Raw genomic sequence first — 18,826 nt, 5'->3', positions numbered from 1 at the left:
TATGATATCAACGGTGTGTTAGGCGCTAAAATCATATTTTCATGAAAAATGATATAAAGATACGCGCCTAACACACCCTACAGTGATCTTATTTTTACTTTATAAATAACCTGCTTAGGACTGTTAGTAGTTAGTAGATATTGGTTAGTAGTTACGGGCGCATTACTGTGCGCCCCTACTACTAACTACTAACTACAGAAAAAACCCATTCCCGCAGCAAGGAATTGACCTGTTCTGGTACTTCATCGTGGGGACAATGACCGGCCCGCAGGAAGTGTTCTGTCAATTGAGGATAGTATTGGCGGAATTTTTGCGAACGTTCTCTGGCGTTAATCCAAGGATCAGCTTCTCCCCACAATAGTAGTAAATGACAAGTTAATTGCTTGAGTAGCATATCCACTTTTTCCCCTTGGGGAGTTCTAAACACTGAGGAAAATACATCGAAAGCACCTTGATCATTAGCAGGGCGAGAAATTTCTTCTATTAGTTGCTCTGTAATTGCGCTTTTGTCAAGATAAACTTTTTCTAGAGTTTGACGAATCACACTTTTTTGTCGCACGTATTGAAATAATAGAAATTGAGCTAAAGGTTGTTGAAAAATCCATTTGGCAACATCACCTAAAAGTTTCTGCAAATTATCTGGCTGTTGTGGTGGTTCTATTTGAGTTTGCAGTGCTTCTGGTTCAGCTGTATGCTCGTTCTCATTAAACGGCCCGGCGCTGTTTAGTAATACTAAACCTGCTACTGCGTCAGAACGTTGGGCTGCAACACACAAGCTAGCATAGCCACCTAGAGAATTACCTACTAGTACTGCTTTTTGACCTATGACCCCAGTGATAAAGTCATAGAGTTGGTCTCGCCACAAATCACCGCCATACTCCAATTTTGGCTTGGCTGAACGTCCGAATCCCAGAAGGTCTATAGCCCAAACTTCAAAATTGTGACGCAGTTCAGCAATGTTTTTGCGCCAGTGGTCAGTAGAAGCACCAAATCCATGCACTAGCAGTAAAGGTGGATGTTGGGGTTGCGGTTTTCCTGCTTGTACATAGTAAATGTTATGCCCTCGCCACTGCCAATATTTGCCAGGAATAGGGGTTGTAGAGAAGGCTGTTGTTGCCTGCATGATTCCAAAGAAATGTTAAGTACCCTCTAATAATTGTAGGCTTAAATTAATTGTTGATTGTTGGTAGTTGGTGGTTGTTTGGAACTAACTATCAACAAACAGCCAACAACATGTAACTGACAAAGGACGAAACATTGATTACAGGGAAAACCAAACTGCTAGGAGTTATCGGCTATCCAGTAGAACATTCGCTATCGCCAGTTATGCATAATGCTGCGATCGCGCAATTGGGAATAGATTATGTCTACCTGCCTTTTCCAATTAAACCAGAAGATTTACACACAGTTGTTCAGGGTTTTGCAGCCATTGGTGTTGTGGGTTTTAGCGTCACAATCCCCCACAAACAGGCAATACTGCGGTGTTTGTCAGCTGTAGAACCTATTGCTCAAGTTGTCGGGGCAGTAAATACAGTGATTAAAAAAAATAACTCCTGGATAGGTACAAACACGGACGTAGAAGGATTTCTTGCTCCTTTACAAACACATCAGCAAGATTGGAGTCAGAAAGTAGCAGTAATTTTAGGTAACGGTGGTGCTGCTAGGGCTGTAGTAGCAGGTTGTGCAAAGCTAGGATGTCCAGAAATTCATGTTGTGGGGCGAAATGTACACCGATTGAGAGATTTTTCTCAAAGCTGGGAAAATTCACCACTACAAGTCAATCTCAATGTTCACAGATGGGATGAATTGCCTAAATTAATCCCACAAGCAGATTTGCTAGTCAATACAACTCCTATTGGTATGTATCCCAAGATCGATGAATCACCCTTGAGTGCAGCAGAAATGGCAAATTTATCATTGCAAGCGATCGTCTACGATTTAATTTACACTCCTAATCCAACGAAATTTTTACAACAGGCGCAACAATTAGGTGCAACTGCGATCGATGGACTAGAAATGCTTGTCCAACAAGGTGCAGCAGCATTAAAAATTTGGTTGCAAAGGGAAAGTGTTCCTGTAGATGTGATGCGTCAAGCTTTGCAAAAACATTTGGGTCTGTGAGGGAGATGGGGAAGGTGGGGAACTCACCGGGACCCCCTGGTGGGGATTAGGGGCAGTGGGGAGGAGTGTGTAGACACGCAAGTGGCTTCCCGTAGGGTGGAGTAAGTATTCAATAACAACTAACAACTAACAACTAATGTACAGACGCGATGTTCCTCGCGTCTGTACCCACTAACAACTAAACAATTACCAAAGATTTAGCTGGTTTGGTGGAGGGTTTAAGTTATCCCAGGGTAGGGGTGGGACTTTGACACCGTTTTGTTCTAGTAATTTTTGGAAGTAACGGGCTGTGTTTGGCGATCGCTCTTCGATGGGACAATGAACAAAGAAGTAAATGCGCTTTCCCTGCTGCAACCATTGCTGAATTTGTGTAACCCACTCTGCCATAAAAGGCTGATTAATTTCTAAATTGGGGTGGGAAATAAACCGAATCAAACTAAAAGGTGCGGTGATACTAAACTGTACTGGTAATTTGGGTTTGCGTCGTTCTGATTGTAGCTGGGGGTCGTCATCGCCAGTATAAATTGGGCGGGAGTCTAGCAATACTCTTCCCACACCTAATTTTTCTAAAAGTGCTTTCAAATTACTAGCGTGGGGTTCTTTGAACCAGTCACGGTGTCGCACTTCCAAGGCTAGTGGTATTTCTGTATGAGGCCAAGCTGACAAAAAAGCGGTGAGGTCGTCGATTAGTGTTGGTGCATAACTAGGGGGTAACTGAGCAAAAATTGGGCCGAGACGCTTACCTAAAGGACGCATCACCTCGATGAATTTCAAAGCATCAGGGATATGAGGTTGTAGCTGTTGGTTGTGGGTAATATCTCGGGGCAATTTTAAGCAAAATTCAAAACCTGATGGTGTATCGGTTGCCCATCGGGCTACAGTTTCTTGGTTGGGTGTAGCGTAGAATGTAGTGTTACCTTCGACTGTAGTGAAGCGACGGCTGTAGAGATAAAGAAACTCAGCAGGGCGAGTACCTGGAGGAAAAAGTTCGCCTACCCAACCTTTATATGCCCAAACAGCGCAACCGATAAAAAAGCTCAAAATAATATTCCTTGATAAAGTACAGCAGATTTCAACAAGTGTGAACTACAGCAGTACCCCACCTGAGCAAGGGCAGGGTTAGGGAGGTATTTACTCTATGTTAAATACAAAGTGCTGTATTAATACTACTTCACAAAATTTTTGATACAAGATATTGAAACTTCAAACCTTTTGTGACCTTTTGTGAAAAGCAGAGTTTCAATATGTTGTGATGTTTTTAATGAATGGGTTCACGTTAATAAACAACGTCAAGACGTTGGTCACAAATGTCTTGATGTTCTCTATGGATGGACTCACGTTAATAAACAACGTCAAGACGTTGGTCACAAATGTCTTGACGTTCTCTATGGATGGACTCGCGTTAATAAACAACGTTAAGACGTTGGTCACAAATGTCTTGATGTTCTCTATGGATGGGTTCATGTTTGTAACGACAGCTTCTATTTTGGTAACAAAAGCTTTGGGTGTGGTGATACGATTAGGGCGCACAGTTTCCCTACAAAAAACCTATCTGCGATCGCACTCTGTTGATTTCAAAACAAGCGATCGCATCACTTTACAAATGGCTAGGGTAATCCACTACTCACTTTAATTGCACTGTCTGAACGTTAATCTCTGCGACATTAGTCAGTTTGACATCATTAGTGAATAAGGTTGCATTTAAAGATTGTACAGTTGCAGCAATGATTGCATCTGGAAGCCAGAGTCTATATTGTTTGCGAAGTGAAATGGTTAAATTTTTGATATCACTATCAATACTAACAACTAAAATTTTATTTAAAAAATCAACAATTTGTGTTTCTTCATCAGGGCTGAGGCTGGGATAAGACAACAATTCAATTTCAGTAATCACTGAAATCAAATATTGTCCTGATGCTAATGGGTTTGCTAACCTACCACCCAAAAAGTAGAGTATTATATTGGTATTTAATAATATTAAAGGCTGTGTCAACTCCATTCATCCCTAATTTGCTGCTGATATTCTAAAGGGTCTTGAGTTAATGTAATTACACCTGCATATTGGTTTAAATCAAAATTTACTTGTTTTTGTGATTCATAATCTTTTAATATTTGTTCAATTTTTTGCCAGTCTTGATAATCAATCAAAACTGCGACAGGACGCATTGCTTCATCAGTCACAATTTTTTTGTTAACAGGTAACATAACTGTTTGCTTGAGATACGATGTTTAATCTTTTGATCTTAGCTTTTTTACTTGTATAATTTGGTATTCTTACGGTAATATCATCCTTGACCATAAATTGATGCTTGCTACCAGAATATGGCCCCTCAAATCCTAATTGTCTCAAATAGTGGATTAACTCAGGGCGCTTGATAGTCCCAAAAGTAGGCGTTATGCTACTTCTTTAATTGACAATTCTATGCCATCAACTATAGGTAATGGCAGATTTAGGGAAACTCGCAATAAAATCTACTCTTCCAAAACTTCTGCTAATTCTTCTCTACAAGCTTCTAAAGTATCTGCATTTGCCCAAACACTCTGGAATTCGGGAATTTCTCTGTAAAACATGTCATCATCTGATAATATTTTGTACTTGGCTTTATGGAGAGCAGCTTGTATGTATTTTGTCAACATAGCAGGGTGTTTTAATGATCTAGGAACAGTTTAGCCAAATTAACTGTTATCTGTACTCTTCACTCAAAACAAGCAATCGCATCAAAAAGTTCCAGTGCTACATTGATTCTATCCTCATAGCTTGACCTAGCGATGAACAGCATTACTATCAAAATTCCTGATGAAGACTTAGAAAAACTACAAGCAACAGCTAATCGCCTTGGTGTATCGATAGAAGAATTAGTGCTAATGGGTGTTGAAAATTTGTTGAAACAATCAGATGCATCCTTTCAAGATGCTATGGATTATTTACTTAAGAAAAATACTGAACTTTACAAACGCTTGGCGTGATGCGCTATCTCACTTTAGAAGAGATATTAGAACTTTATCAACGCATTATTGAGCAATCTGGTGGTTCAGCAAGTATTTCTCATCATAATGGACTGGAATCAGCCATTGCTCAACCACAGATGACATTTGCTGGAGAGGAACTTTACCCCAGCATTATTGAAAAAGCTGTAGCACTTGGTTTTTCACTAATTAAAAATCATCCTTTTATAGATGGTAATAAACGCATTGATCACGCTGCAATGGAAGTTTTTTGGTATTACATGGTTTTGAAATTAATGCAGCAGTGGATGATCAAGAACAAGTAATTTTAAAAGTAGCATCTGGTGAATTAGGGCGGGAAGAATTTATTAAATGGCTTCGCAAACATATAGTAGCGAAGCTGGGTTCTCAGAAGTAGAGATAATTAAGGCGATCGCATTTAAATCAGTTACCAGTTACCAGTTGTCAGTTATCAAGCTATCAAGCATATGGTGGAGGAACTGTTACTCAAGTGATATAACTAATAACTATTAAATACGTCCAGTCTCAGCAATTCCAACTGGAACCCATGAACGCACAGCAAAACCTAACCTACCAATACCAAGTAGGGGGGAGTTTACCAGCTAATTCTCCCACCTATGTAACACGGCAGGCAGACGAGGATTTATATACAGCACTGATAGCAGGAGAGTTCTGTTATGTCCTCAACTCACGCCAGATGGGCAAATCTAGCCTGCGGGTAAGAACAATGCAGAGGTTGCAACAACAGGGAATTGCTTGTGCAGCGATTGATATTACAGCAATTGGCACTTGGGATATTACCCCTCAACAATGGTATGCAGGGGTAATTGATAGCTTGGTGGGTAGTTTAAATTTATATGACAATTTTGATTTAGAAAGCTGGTGGAATGAGCATGAGTTGCTGTCGCCAGTGCAAAGATTCAGCAAGTTTATTGAAGAAATTTTGCTGGTTGAAATATCTCAACAAATAGTGATTTTTGTTGATGAAATCGATAGTGTGCTGAGTTTGAGTTTTCCGATTGAAGATTTTTTTGCAGTCATACGCAACTTTTACAACCAGCGTGCGGATCAGCCAGTTTACAATCGTTTAACGTTTGTGTTAATCGGTGTGGCAACTCCTAGTGATTTGATCACAGATAAAAAGCGCACACCGTTTAATATTGGAAGGGCAATTGAATTGCAAGGATTTAAGTTAGAAGAAGTTGATTCACTGACGCAAGGATTGGTAGGAAAAGTGACTAACCCCCAGGCTGTGATGGCAGAGATTTTAGCTTGGACTGGTGGACAGCCGTTTTTGACACAGAAGTTGTGCCAATTGGTGATTAACCTCACCCCAACCCCTCTCCTTACTAAGGAGAGGGGCGATGTCACTCCCCTGCCCGCTTGCGGGCAGGGGTCTTATATTGAGAAGTTGGGAGAAAATAGACCTACCCCCTTCCCTACGAAAGAAGGGGGGGAATTTTTTGACTTTCTTGATGGGAGAGAGTTCGGAGGAGATATTCTCCCCCTCACTAGCAGAGAAGTCTATACGAAAGAGTGGGTAGAAGCAGTCGTCAAATCGCGAATAATTGAAAATTGGGAATTTCACGACGAACCAGAACATTTGCGGACAATTCGCGATCGCATCCTCAGGAATGAGCAAAAAGCGTGTCGATGGTTAGGATTATACCAGGAAATTTTGCAGTACGGAGAATTAGAATGTGATAATAGCCCCGAACATATGGAATTACGGCTGACGGGGTTGGTGGTAGAACGGGAAGGAAAGTTAAAAGTATACAACCGGATTTACGAAGCTGTTTTTAACCAAAACTGGGTGATAAAGGTGTTAGCAGATTTACGTCCCTACGCCGAAGCATTAGAAGCATGGGTTCGCAGCAATAAAGATGAATCTTGGTTATTACGTGGGCAAGCGTTACAGGATGCCCAAGCCTGGGCATTTGGCAAAAGTTTAAGCGATTTAGATTATCAATATTTAGCTGCTAGCCAAGAATTAGATAAGCGCAAAATGCAAACTGCCTTAGAAGCAGAGAAACAGGCAAGGCAAATTTTAGAGTCAGCGCGACACAAAGCCCGGCGACAAACTTACATTGGCGCTGGTATTTTAGGATTGTCGCTGCTGGGGGCTGTGGTGGTAGCAACATTCACAGAACAAGCTAGACAAAGGGCTTTTAGTGCGATCGAAGCCGAAAGACTTGGTAACAACGCCATCGAAAGATTTAAATGGAATCAAATTGATGGTTTATTAATGGCGATGGAAGCGGGACAAAGCCTCAAAAGTTTGGTGAATCAAAAGCAATCTATTGTTGATTATCCTGCTTTTAGTCCCATCCTCAGCATTCAAGATATTTTGGCGCAGATTCAACAGAAAAATTCCTTTGGAGATTCTAGCGCTATTACCAGTACCACTTTTGCATTTAGCCCGGATGGCAAAACAATAGTTCTTAGCAGTGATAATACAATCAAACTTTGGGATCTCACTACAGGTCAAGTTATCAAAACTCTGAGTGGTAATGAAAGTGAAAAAACCATTGCGTTTAGCCCCGATGGCAAAATAATTGCTTCTGGCGGTTATGACAAAACCATCAAACTTTGGGATGTTACTACTGGTAAAGTCTTCAAAACCCTATCCAGTCAAAATAATTCGATTTATGAACTAATATTTAGTCCTGATGGCAAAATCCTTGCTTCCCGCAGTCTTAACAACATTATCCAACTTTGGGATCTCGCTACAGGTAAAGTCATCAAAAACCTCTCCGAACATACTGATTTGGTAAATAGCATTGTATTCAGCCCCGATGGCAAAATCCTTGCTTCCGGTAGTTCGGACGATACAATCAAACTTTGGGATGTCACTACTGGTAAAGCGATCAAAACTCTGACTGGGCATGTCGATAGGGTCACTAGTGTAGCATTTAGTCCAGATGGCAATATGATTGCCTCTGGTAGCGATGACAAGACAATCAAACTTTGGGATGTTACCACTGGTAAAGCCAAAACTTTCACAGGAAACAGCAGTTCAATCAATTCTGTAGCATTTAGCCCTGATAGCAATACTATTGTTTCTGGTAGTTATGACAAAACAATCAAACTCTGGGATGTCACTACTGGTAAAGCGACCCAGACCATAAATGGGCATGATAGTAGTGTCACAAAGGTAGCATTTAGCCCGGATGGTAATCTGATTGCTTCTACTGGTTACGACTACAAGATTAAAATTTGGGACTTCACCAATAGTCAAAATATTAAAACCTTAAATGAGCATGAATCTGGGATCAGTAGCATCGGATTTAGTCCAGATGGCAAAATACTTGCTTATAGTATTTCTGACAACAGGATCAAACTCTGGATCAAACTCTGGGATGCCAATACTGGCAAAGCTACTAATAGCCTTTTAGAAGATAGCGCTGGTGTTATAAGTGTTGCATTTAGTCCAGATGGCAAAACAATTGCTTCTGGTAGTGGTGACAAAACCATTAAACTCTGGGATGTGACTACTGGCAAAACCATCACAACTCTAACTGGGTATGATTCTTATATTAGTAGTATTGGATTTAGCCCGGATGGCAAAATACTTGCTTCTGGTAGTTACAACAGGATCAAACTCTGGGATATTGCCACCAGCAAGGAAATTTTCAGTTTATCTGATCACAGTGGTGCGATCGCAACTCTCAAATTCAGCCCAGATGGCAAAATACTGGCTTCTGGTAGTGATGACAAAACCATCAAACTTTGGGATATTGCCACTGGTAAAATCATCAAAACCCTCACCTATGGCAGTTCGGTGACAAGCATTGCATTTAGCCCGGATGGTAAAATACTTGCTGCTGGTAGTTCTGATAAAACAATCAAACTCTGGGATATCGCTAGTGGAAAAGTTATTCAAACTCTCACTGGACATAGCAATCTTGTCAAAAGTGTCGTGTTTAGTCCAGATGGCAAATTTGTAGCTTCCGGTAGCAATGACAATACCATCAAACTTTGGAACGTCGCCACTGGCAAAGAAATTCGCACCCTCACAGGACATACTTCTTTTGTCACCAGCCTTGTATTTAGCAGTGATGGTAAAGTCCTCGCTTCTGGAAGTGCTGATAAAACAGTCAAACTTTGGCGTTTAAATATAGATGATGTCCTCTCGCGGGGTTGCAGTCAGTTACAACAATATTTCATTTCTCATCCAGAGACTTTAGAAAAACTCAAAGTTTGTCAAAATCAATCTTTGTTTTTAGCAGCAGCCCCTACTTTAGTTGCCCAAGGTGAGAAATTAGCAACAGAGGGTAAATATGAAGAAGCAGTTGCTAAGTTTCAAAAAGCGAAAAAGTGGGACTCTAAGTTAGATATTAATCCCGAAGTCAAAGCAGCCCCTGCTTTTGTGACTCAAGGTATTGAACAGGCAATCCAAGGTGATTTTTCTGGTACTTTCAAAAGCTTGAAACAAGCACAGAAACTCGACCCTAAAATCGATCTTGATCCATATACTGAAGGTGTGCAAGATAACGCTGAATTCGTTGCCAAACAGCTAACAGCAGAAGGTTTAATTAATAAACAAAATTTAATTCCTAAAGCACAAGAGTCTTTAAAACAGGGTGATTTCACAAAAGCTGTGGCAACACACACAGAAATTGAAAAATTACAACCATCCAAACAAACCTTGGCTATTTCTTGGAATAGTTTGTGTTGGGAAGGTAGTTTACGTGGTTACGCTAAAGATGTGATGTTTGCCTGTGAAAAAGCTGTGTCCCTCGTACCTGATGATGGTAATATCCGTGATAGTCGCGGTTTGGCAAGGGCATTAACTGGCGACACCAAGGGCGCTATTGAAGATTTTGAAGCATACATCAAATCAATTGATGATCCCCAGGCGAAAGTAAAACGGCAAAGTTGGGTAAAAGATTTAAAGGCTGGTAAAAACCCGTTTACACCTGAGGAGTTGCAGAAGTTGCAAGGCGAGTAGAGGAGGTGGGGAGGTGGGGAGAAAACAATTCAAAATTCAAAATTTAGGAAGAGGGTGGGGGGAGTGTGAGGGGTGATGGGGAGGTGGGGTGATGGGGAGATGGGGAGAGATCAGAAGCGATCGCACTCTTAAAAAACAAGGCAGAAAGCGATATCATTCCCCATAAAAAAATTTCAGCACCAAGCATGAAAAAACCTCACCCCATCCTATCGAATACCCCTCTCCTTAGCAAGGAGAGGGGCTAGGGGTGAGGTTACTTTCTAGGCTACAAGGGAAAAAGATTTGACTTGTTTTTCTATTCATAGCGGGTGGGATTCGCCGCCAGTCGGGTAATTTCATGAAAAATAAGCGATCGCGTCAATCCCAGCACAAGAAGCGTTATCTTAAAAATTGGTAGCAAGCGTCATAATATGATGTGCTGAATTCAGCATCCACTGACAAAAATAGAGGTTAAAAGGTTCCTTTTGATGAAAGGCATAAAGTTGCAATTTTTACCAATTTTTTTTCTTAACTGGCAGTGTTTTTTGTCCGTTTTTTTGCTGCTTGTGTGCCTGTTTTTCCTAAGTACGCCACCAGCTTTTGCAGGTCTTAAAGATGACAAGTATGATGGCAACGTCTTTGTAGTTTATGCTGGTAATGGTTCACTGGTTCCACCCAGAGCTACACTAGCAACAGCCTTAAAGGAACATAAACCAGCATTATTGGTTTTCTATGTTGATGACAGTAGTGATTGCAAAGAATATGCAATTGTTGTCTCACGTTTGCAAGCATTTTATGGTATTGCTACAGAGATAATTCCTGTCAATGTAGATACGATTTTACCCACGCAAACCTATAATTCCACAGAGCCAGGTTATTATTACTCTGGTAGCGTTCCACAAATTGCCCTGTTTGATCAGTCCGGAAAATTAGTCTTGAATAAGACAGGTCAAGTACCGTATGAAGAAGTAGATGCTCGACTGCGGGAAGTGTTTGATTTATTACCAAGTTCCAAATCATTGGAATTAAAACGGCGTTCCTTCAATGAGTTAAATAGTGAGTTGACACAATAAATCTCGGGGCAGACAAATTTAGTCTGCCCTAAATTTTTAGTACAACTTGCTACTGCATATTCAAAAAGTATCAGAGAAAATATCCAAATCAGCATAGAAAGTAAAGGAGAATAACCAATGACAAATGACTAATGACTAATGACTAATGACAAATGACAAATGACCATTGACCAATGACTAATGAAGTGCTTTATGGTGTCAAAGGTTTATACTACAGAGGATTTAATTAAAATTTTGGCAGCCGAACGCCAAGCTTGCTTAAAGGGCGATCGCCTCAAATTAGAGGTAAATGTCTCTGGCAATCCTGTTATTGATCAATTTATTAGAACAGATGGGCTACAAAAGTTCACTGCCTATCAAGATTTTAAAGCAGCTATCCATGAATATCAAAAAGAATATCTCGTCTCTGGCATTATTTGGCGTGAGGTAACTGTTAAAGGCAAAACCATTAGTTATCCCGAAGTAGACTCGCAATTGATAGCTTTATCTGGTGACTTAGATATATTAAAAGCGGCAAAAAATTCGCTTTTGAAATTTTGGAATGAAGTCACTTTAGAAATGAATTTATATTTGAGTGTTAATAATGGTAAGCAATATCAACAAATAATTAAAGCTGACGTTGATAGAATTGCCCAAAGAACAGAATGGGCAAATATATGTTGTTTTGAAAAATCTAACTTTTTAGAAATAATTTTGCAGTTGGGATGGGGTCAACCACAAGAAGCATGTTATAAACGAGGTTTTCCTACGTCAGGCAGTGAGTTTATTCATGCTGTCAATCCTGGCAATTATCCAATTGGTTAATTTATTTGTACCCTTGACTAGTTCACTCTGGAACACCTTATTCTGACGGGTTAAATTAGTAGTTGATGATTCCAAATAACCACCAACTACCAACCAACAACTAAATTAATAATGATTGCCGGCTTTGCGATGATGGATAGCCGTTACGCTATCGGGTTGCAATAACTTACCATTGTCAACAACGGCATAAACAACCCAATGATCGCCGCATTCCATGCGTTTGTTAACTGAACATTCCAGGTAAGCTATAGAGTCAGTGAGAATGGCAGCGCCGTTATCTGCAACTGCTGTGGAAAAGTCCTTAAATCTATCTTCTCCTGGGGCAAAGTTTTTGCGGAAGTGTTTCATATAATCTTGGTAATTTTCTTCACCCAAGATATTCAAAACAAATTTGCCGCCTGTATGCAGAATAGATTCAACAGCTCGTTCTTTGGCGATCGCAACAGAAATTCCCGGGGGATTGAAAGTTGCTTGTGATACCCAAGCTCCCAACATACCCGTAGAAACTTCACCTTGCTTAGCTGTGACAACGCAAACAGAACCAACGATGCGACCGACAGCCTGTTCCATAGGCGTAGCTGCTGCTTGGGTCAAACGTGGTTTTTTCGCTCTTCTTAAGGCTTGAGCAAAATCTGTCGCCATTTCTTCACATTCTTTGAGGGTGACATCTGTAGGTTTAAACCTTGCTTTTAAGGTTTCAAACCCAAACTTATAACCAGCATCTTTGAGTTTGCCTTCAATTAAATCAAAGGCTTCACCACTCCAACCGTAGGAACCAAAGACACCAGCCAGTTTGGTGTTGTCACCAACAGCGAGAACAATACCCAAAGCTGTATGAATCGGTGTAGGTGCATTCCCACCAATAGTAGGAGAACCCATAATAAAGCCATCACACTTTTCGATCGCAGCGCGAATTTCATCAGGTTGAGCAAATTCGCAGTTAATCGACTCGACAGCAACTCCACCTTTAGTTAGTCCCAAGGCAAAGGCTTGGGCAAGAGTGGCAGTATTACCATAAGCTGAAGCATAAAGCAAGGCAACACTAATTTCACGCTCAGTTTGTGACTGACTCCAGATTTCGTAAGCTTTGGCTAATTCCAACAAGCCGTAGCGAATCAATGGCCCGTGAACAGTAGCATACATTCTCACTTGTAGTTCTGATAATTTCTCTAAAGCAGCTTGCACGTGAGTTGCATGGGGAGCCATCAAACAGTCAAAATAGTAGCGCTGGTCTTCTTTGAGCAGATCCCAGTCTTCATCAAAGACTTCATCACCGCAAAGATGCGCTCCAAATAGCTTATTTGAGTAGAGAATTTGAGTTTGCTCGTCGTAGGTACAAAGTCCTGTTGGCCAGCGCGGACTGGGGATAGGAAAGAATCTCAAAACATGACCCTTACCCAAATCAAGGGTTTCTTTCCCTCGCATCGTCATAATTTTCAGTTCACGATTGGGGAAAGTTGCTCGTAAATTAGCAGCACAGGGAAGGGAACAAACAAAAGTGAGTTTGGGAACTAGATCTAAAAGTGCTTTGAGCGTGGCGACGCGGTTAGGATTAAAGTGACCGATAATCACATAATCCAACCGTTCCCAATCATTCAAACACTGCCTGAGTGCATCTAAATAAATTAAGCTGAAAGTTTCCGGTGGTGGATCGATAACTGCAACTTTATCACCACTGATTACGTAAGAGTTAGAGGTTGTACCTCTAGCTAGTGCATATTCAATTTCAAACCGCAGGCGTGTCCAACTGCGCGCGCAGCACAGTTGTATTTGTCGCAATTGGTAAAACCTGCACATCACGAGGATTGGGATTGGTCATAGGTATTTACGTGAGGGGAGGGGATTTTTGGAGATAGGAGTGTGGGGAGTCTGAGGAGTGTGAGGAGTGGGGGAGTGTGAGGAATGTGGGGAGTGGGGGAGTGGGGGAGTGTGGGGAGTAAAGAAGATATATAATGCCTTTTCTTCTCATACCCTCACACCCTCATACTTCTCACACCCTTAGTAATAGTTGCCTACCTTACGATGGCGAACTGCTGTTAATCCGTCGGGTTTGGAAACTCGACCATCAGTGACGGTGCAGTACAATAACCAGTGGTCGCTGCATTCCATGCTGCTCTTGACTTCGCATTCCATGTAAGCAAGAGCGTCTGTGAGAATTAGGGAACCGTTTTTAGCTGTTTGAGTTCTCACTCCCGCAAATCTGTCTGCACCAGGAAGCAGACGCTTGAGGAAGTGTTTTTTCAGTTCCTGATAGTTTCCTTCTTCTAGCACATTGAGGACAAATTTATCGCCGACTTGCAATAGGGAGTCAATTGCTCGGTCTTTGGCGACAGAAACTGTAAATCCTAAAGGTTGTAAACTAGCTTGGGCTACCCAAGAAGCAAGCATCGCGCCTTGGACACCGTTCTTGTTGGCGGTAATAATGTAGAGTCCGCTGCTAATCCGACCTAGTGCTTTTTCTAAATTAACGTCGATAGACTTAATTTGCTTGATGTTGCGTTCGCGGACTAGCATTTGTCCCAAGTCAGTACCTGCTTCTTCACACAGTTGGTATGTGACTGGGGAAGGAGTTTCTTTTATACGAATTGCTGGGAAGGCTTCTTTGACGCCAAAGTCAATGAATCTTCTGCGTAACGGATCGATGGGTTCATCGTCACCGCCGTAACATTCAAAAAACCCAATGACTTGCTTGTCTTTGACTACACCCAAAAGCGCACTAATTGCAGCTTGTGCCGCAGCGTTGGCTGTTGGTGGCATACCAACAATAATCCCAGATGAGCGACCTGCTAATTCTTGGATTTCTTGGATTTCTGCGGTTGTCAAATCCATGATTTCCACACCAACGCCAGTTTTCTGGACGCCTTGAGAAATCGCTTGAGCAATGCGATCGCCATAGCCATAATCAGAGACATAAAACATCCCAACAATTGTCTCTGTCTTGGCTTGTCTTTGGCTCCAACCTTGGTAGCACTCTTTGAGTATACCTAGATGGTGGTAGAGTAGGGGACCATGACCGTTAGCAATAATTTTGATGTTGCCTAGTTCGTTCATTTTTTTCATTGCATTCAGCAGCGAACGAGCATTCGGCCCCATCAGGCAATCATAATAAAATCTAAAGTCGGGTTCAATTGCCTCTAGGTTGACATCAAAAGTGTCATCACTACAATAGTGCATCCCAAAGGCGTCACAGGTGAACAGAGTTTGGGTTTTGCGATCATAGCTGAAGATGGTGTCTGGCCAATGCAGGTTAGGCGCACTCACAAATTCAATTTCGTGTCCCTGGCCTAAGTCTACGCGATCGCCACTTTTGACAATTCGCTTTGAGAAGGGGTCATGAACTAAATTTTCCAGAAACTGGAGTGCAACTTTCGACGCTAAGACAGTGGCTCTGGGTGCTAATTGGAGAACGTCTTCAACCAAGCCACTATGGTCTGGCTCTGTATGGCTGACAATAATGTAATCAATTGCTTTTGGGTTAACCAGTTTCTTAAGAGTCTCTAAATACAGGTGGCGAAACTTGGTGTGAGAAGTATCCACCAAGGCAATGCGATCACCTTTAATTAGATATGAATTGTAAGTTGTACCGTTTTGGAGACCAAATTCGATATCAAAGCGATCACGATCCCAATCAAGCGAACGAATCGCCGTTGTGTTAGGAGCGATTTCGACAGTTTGTATAGTAAGTCGTTTATGTTGAGCGTTCTCTGTGAGAGCTACCATTAGTCGTCTCCGAGCACAAATCATCAGTCTGCTTTTCTAACTTTATTTTGCTCATAATTATTTTTGTAAAGTTGTTCAAAATTGTCTTTTTTCAAAAAGTCAATTTGTAGCCAAAGTGTCTGTTTTTTGGCATAATCAATTACCGAAAAACTGTAGTTAATTCTTGTTTTTTAGCGTGGATTATAGCAGAGAATTAGCGATTTACTCTATAATTTTTTCCTACAAACAAAGTAAGCAAAATAATATTGCTGCTCCAAATTCTGTAACGAAAAGCATAATTTTGGCAACCGTTGTATCTAAAATTAAAATGTTGATTGTTGATGGTTGGTTGGCAAAAATTCAAACTGAGCGATCGCATCCAGTTCATCAAAACCATCAAAAATGATGATTTATACTTTCAGCATGTCTAGTATTATTGATTTTTGCTGACAATCCTGATTACTCTACTAACAAAATTGGCTTTACACAAATTAAGGATGAAGAACGAACCGCCAAGACGCCAAGAATTAAGTTTTTATATTAAAAGAGAAAATAAAATTATCCTAGCGAAAGCTTCTAAAATAGTTAGGTTCAGTCTTTTCTCCTTCGCAGACTATTAAAAACCTTTTCCTCAACTCTCGAACATCAACCTTTCTTCGTGAGTAACCTCGATAGGAACTTCCTCTTGAGTGTCTATTATTCAGTTGGGAATTCCTCTTATTCATGAGAGATGCTCATTGAACTGACGCAAATCTCTAATGAAGGGAATTGCAGATTTTTGTGAGAGCAATCATAGTATTGCCTTGTTAGATCATACATACAAATGGGCATACTGACTCCTAGAAGTGGACATCTGACAGGTCGCCAGTAAATATGGATACAGCAGTAGATTTAACACTCGCAATTCCCGGATATTGTTTAGGTGAGGAACTCTATTATGGTTCCAGGACAGTGGTTTATTGGGAACTGCGAGAGGCAGATCGACAGCCTGTGATCATTAAACTGCTCAGACGAGACTATCCCACCTTTGACCTGTTAGAGTTTCGCAACCAGTATGCGACCGCCAAAAATTTAGAGATTCCAGGAATTGTTCGCTTCTACAGCATGGAATTATACCGTGGTGGCATGATCAGCGTTAACTCAGTTCCGAAACAAGGGACAGAGTTTACTATTACGATTCCAGTCAAAGCTAAAGTTGAGAATTCAAACGTTTTAGTAGAGACGGAGGTGTTTCATGTCCCCAGTTAGTCTCAAAAAGATTCTTCATAAACAAGAATTGTGGTCTTTTGTTCAGGAATTAGCCGCTACGCTCAACATTGCTATTGCTGTTGAGGAGATAGATGGCAGAAACTTGATCAGCATTGGTAAGCCTACTTCCGACAATCGATATCCAGTTAAGGTATCAGGAAAAGTTATTGGTTGGGTTGTGGGAGGAGAACAGGCTACTTTACTCGCAACCTTGCTCTCGTTTCTGGCAAAACAGGAAGCGGAGAAAAAGGAACTCGCCAAAGAATTACTAGAGCGATATCAAGAAATAGATTTGTTTGAAGACATCTCGACTCAAATCACAGCAAGTTTAGATGTGCGACAAATAGCTCAACTCGTACTCCAAGAAATAAGTCAATTAATTGAATCCTCTGCCGGGATTATCCTGCTGTTGAGTCCCAATGCAATGGCTTTTGAAAGCATTGCCGAATTTGGACTGTTTTTTGCTCACGGCTACCCAGAACTAGGCAAAGGAATCATTGGCAACATTGTCCAATCTAACCGGGCAGAACTGATCAATGATGTCCAGGCAGATCCTCGATTACAGGGACAGGAAAATTTTAGAGCTTTGATTTGTGTGCCATTGCGAACCAAGGAGCGGGTACTGGGAGCGATCGCCATTGGTACGCAAAAAACCGATGCTTACACCACCGAACACCTCAAACTGGTTAGTATCTTTGCCTCGCAAACAGCGATCGCGATTGAAAAGGCTTTACTTTACGAGCAAAGCTGTCAAGCAGCCGCCGAGGCCAAAGCCCAAACAGAGAAACTTCAGCAAGCCCTTCAGGATTTACAACTAGCACAAACTCAGTTAATCCAAAGCGAAAAAATGTCAAGCTTAGGGCAACTTATCGCCGGAGTTGCCCACGAAATCAACAATCCGGTCAACTTTATTTGCGGTAACTTGAAGTATGTTGCAGAGTATGCCAAAGACCTGCTGCAATTGCTGCAAGACTATCAAAAATTTTTACCTGTTGCTCCTGCCGAACTGCAATCAGAGCTAGATAGTATCGATGTGGAATTTCTCATGCAAGATCTTCCGAAACTGCTGGACTCGATGAAGCTTGGTACTGATCGCATTGTCGAGATTGTGCAATCTCTGAAAAACTTCTCTCGGCATGACGAAGCCCAAATGAAAGCTGTCAACATCCACGATGGCATCAACGGGACACTCATGATTCTCCGCCATCGTCTCAAAGCCTCTGCCTATCATCCCGAAATTACAGTTGTCAAAGAATACGGCAAACTTCCCTTGGTTGAGTGCTACCCCGGTCAATTGAATCAGGTATTTATGAACATCCTAGCGAATGCGATCGACGCCCTAGAAGAAAAAGTAGGGTGTAGGACATGGAGTGGAGACAATTCAGAACAATCCACTTTACCCACCATTTACATTCGCACCGAAATCCTCGACGATCAGTGGATTTCGATTCGCATTGCTGATAATGGGCCGGGCATGACGGAGGATGTGATACAGCGCATTTACGATCCCTTCTTCACCACAAAAGAGATTGGCAAAGGAACAGGTTTAGGCATGGCAATTAGCCATCAAATTGTTGTGGACAGGCATCGAGGAATTCTCCAGTGTCGTTCACAACCAGGTCAAGGGACAGAATTTTGGATTCAGATTCCGGTGAATTGTTCATTAGAACATATTTCTGACAGGCAAAGTCTCATAATTGCTAACTCAAATAAGGCGATCGCTTCCCAACCCCACACAATCGATGCAGACGGCTTCATCCCCTCAACTAGTCCAAAACTTCAACCGACCGATCTGCTAATCCGTCACATCCAACTGATCCAGAGGCTATCACAGCAAAATCCCGACATTGGCGATTCATCTTCCAACCAAATTTACCAAATGTTCCAACGTAACCCGATTTCGTTAAAGCTATATACCACATTATTGTCCCAATTCTACTGTCCTAACCCTGTCTATCCGTCCCACAAAGGAAATTAACCCAAT

15 protein-coding genes and 1 pseudogene are annotated in these 18,826 nt (G+C 41.4%); 9 read left to right on the top strand and 7 right to left on the bottom strand.

Going from position 1 to position 18,826, the window contains the following annotated elements; genetic code table 11:
• Positions 1–181: 181 nt before the first annotated feature.
• Positions 182–1,123, bottom strand: coding sequence for an alpha/beta fold hydrolase (locus tag RS893_RS28970; RefSeq protein WP_315789009.1), 942 nt, complete (start codon positions 1,121–1,123; stop codon positions 182–184).
• A gap of 134 nt (positions 1,124–1,257) precedes the next feature.
• Between RS893_RS28970 and RS893_RS28965 the strand changes: the two genes are divergently transcribed.
• On the top strand, positions 1,258–2,121 hold the full coding sequence (locus RS893_RS28965) for a shikimate dehydrogenase (RefSeq protein ID WP_315789008.1): 864 nt from the start codon (positions 1,258–1,260) through the stop codon (positions 2,119–2,121).
• 186 nt (positions 2,122–2,307) lie between these two features.
• On the opposite strand, the gene RS893_RS28960 is transcribed toward RS893_RS28965, so the two are convergent.
• Positions 2,308–3,162, bottom strand: a complete 855-nt coding sequence (locus tag RS893_RS28960) for a DUF72 domain-containing protein (protein WP_315789007.1) — start codon at positions 3,160–3,162, stop codon at positions 2,308–2,310.
• A 421-nt stretch (positions 3,163–3,583) separates the two neighbouring features.
• Here RS893_RS28960 and RS893_RS28955 point away from each other — a divergent pair, with 421 nt between their 5' ends.
• Complete coding sequence (locus RS893_RS28955; protein ID WP_315789006.1) at positions 3,584–3,754, top strand: hypothetical protein; 171 nt, start codon at positions 3,584–3,586, stop codon at positions 3,752–3,754.
• On the opposite strand, the gene RS893_RS28950 is transcribed toward RS893_RS28955, so the two are convergent.
• From RS893_RS28950 to RS893_RS28940, 3 genes are all read right to left on the bottom strand, one after another.
• Positions 3,746–4,120 carry a type II toxin-antitoxin system VapC family toxin gene (locus tag RS893_RS28950; RefSeq protein ID WP_315789005.1) on the bottom strand — a complete coding sequence of 125 codons (375 nt, stop codon included), beginning with the start codon at positions 4,118–4,120 and terminating at the stop codon, positions 3,746–3,748. The genes RS893_RS28955 and RS893_RS28950 overlap by 9 nt on opposite strands.
• On the bottom strand, positions 4,111–4,326 hold the full coding sequence (locus RS893_RS28945; protein ID WP_026721976.1) for a hypothetical protein: 216 nt from the start codon (positions 4,324–4,326) through the stop codon (positions 4,111–4,113). The genes RS893_RS28950 and RS893_RS28945 overlap by 10 nt, the downstream gene beginning before the upstream one ends.
• Before the next feature lie 267 nt (positions 4,327–4,593).
• Positions 4,594–4,758, bottom strand: a complete 165-nt coding sequence (locus RS893_RS28940) for a hypothetical protein (protein WP_315789004.1) — start codon at positions 4,756–4,758, stop codon at positions 4,594–4,596.
• A 132-nt stretch (positions 4,759–4,890) separates the two neighbouring features.
• Here RS893_RS28940 and RS893_RS28935 point away from each other — a divergent pair, with 132 nt between their 5' ends.
• The 5 genes from RS893_RS28935 (at position 4,891) to RS893_RS28915 (ending at position 11,895) form a co-directional block, all read left to right on the top strand.
• Positions 4,891–5,088 (top strand): ribbon-helix-helix protein, CopG family, encoded by a 198-nt coding sequence (locus RS893_RS28935; protein ID WP_315789003.1) that lies wholly within the window; start codon positions 4,891–4,893, stop codon positions 5,086–5,088.
• A complete protein-coding gene (locus tag RS893_RS28930) occupies positions 5,088–5,393 on the top strand; it encodes a type II toxin-antitoxin system death-on-curing family toxin (RefSeq protein WP_315792135.1) in 306 nt (101 codons plus the stop codon). Before RS893_RS28935 ends, RS893_RS28930 begins: the two co-directional genes overlap by 1 nt.
• A gap of 242 nt (positions 5,394–5,635) precedes the next feature.
• A complete protein-coding gene (locus tag RS893_RS28925) occupies positions 5,636–10,039 on the top strand; it encodes an AAA-like domain-containing protein (RefSeq protein ID WP_315789002.1) in 4,404 nt (1,467 codons plus the stop codon).
• Between the two features lie 467 nt (positions 10,040–10,506).
• Positions 10,507–11,091 carry a thylakoid membrane photosystem I accumulation factor gene (locus RS893_RS28920; RefSeq protein WP_315789001.1) on the top strand — a complete coding sequence of 195 codons (585 nt, stop codon included), beginning with the start codon at positions 10,507–10,509 and terminating at the stop codon, positions 11,089–11,091.
• Positions 11,092–11,283: 192 nt separating this feature from the next.
• Positions 11,284–11,895 (top strand): hypothetical protein, encoded by a 612-nt coding sequence (locus RS893_RS28915; protein ID WP_396336392.1) that lies wholly within the window; start codon positions 11,284–11,286, stop codon positions 11,893–11,895.
• 105 nt (positions 11,896–12,000) lie between these two features.
• On the opposite strand, the pseudogene RS893_RS28910 reads toward RS893_RS28915, so the two are convergent.
• Positions 12,001–13,714: pseudogene (locus RS893_RS28910) on the bottom strand (diflavin flavoprotein).
• Positions 13,715–13,893: 179 nt separating this feature from the next.
• On the bottom strand, positions 13,894–15,615 hold the full coding sequence (locus RS893_RS28905; RefSeq protein ID WP_315789000.1) for a diflavin flavoprotein: 1,722 nt from the start codon (positions 15,613–15,615) through the stop codon (positions 13,894–13,896).
• Between the two features lie 852 nt (positions 15,616–16,467).
• On the opposite strand from RS893_RS28905, the gene RS893_RS28900 reads away from it, so the two are divergent.
• Together RS893_RS28900 and RS893_RS28895 are read left to right on the top strand one after the other, a co-directional pair.
• The gene (locus RS893_RS28900; RefSeq protein WP_315788999.1) at positions 16,468–16,842 is read left to right on the top strand and encodes a hypothetical protein; all 375 of its coding nucleotides are present in this window, start codon (positions 16,468–16,470) and stop codon (positions 16,840–16,842) included.
• Complete coding sequence (locus RS893_RS28895) at positions 16,829–18,820, top strand: sensor histidine kinase (RefSeq protein WP_315788998.1); 1,992 nt, start codon at positions 16,829–16,831, stop codon at positions 18,818–18,820. Before RS893_RS28900 ends, RS893_RS28895 begins: the two co-directional genes overlap by 14 nt.
• Positions 18,821–18,826 lie beyond the last annotated feature (6 nt).

The organism is Fischerella sp. JS2, from assembly GCF_032393985.1.
In the GTDB taxonomy this organism is placed as follows: domain Bacteria; phylum Cyanobacteriota; class Cyanobacteriia; order Cyanobacteriales; family Nostocaceae; genus Fischerella.
Note: the sequence above shows the minus strand (reverse complement) of the source record. Positions and strands in the feature narration are given on the sequence as shown.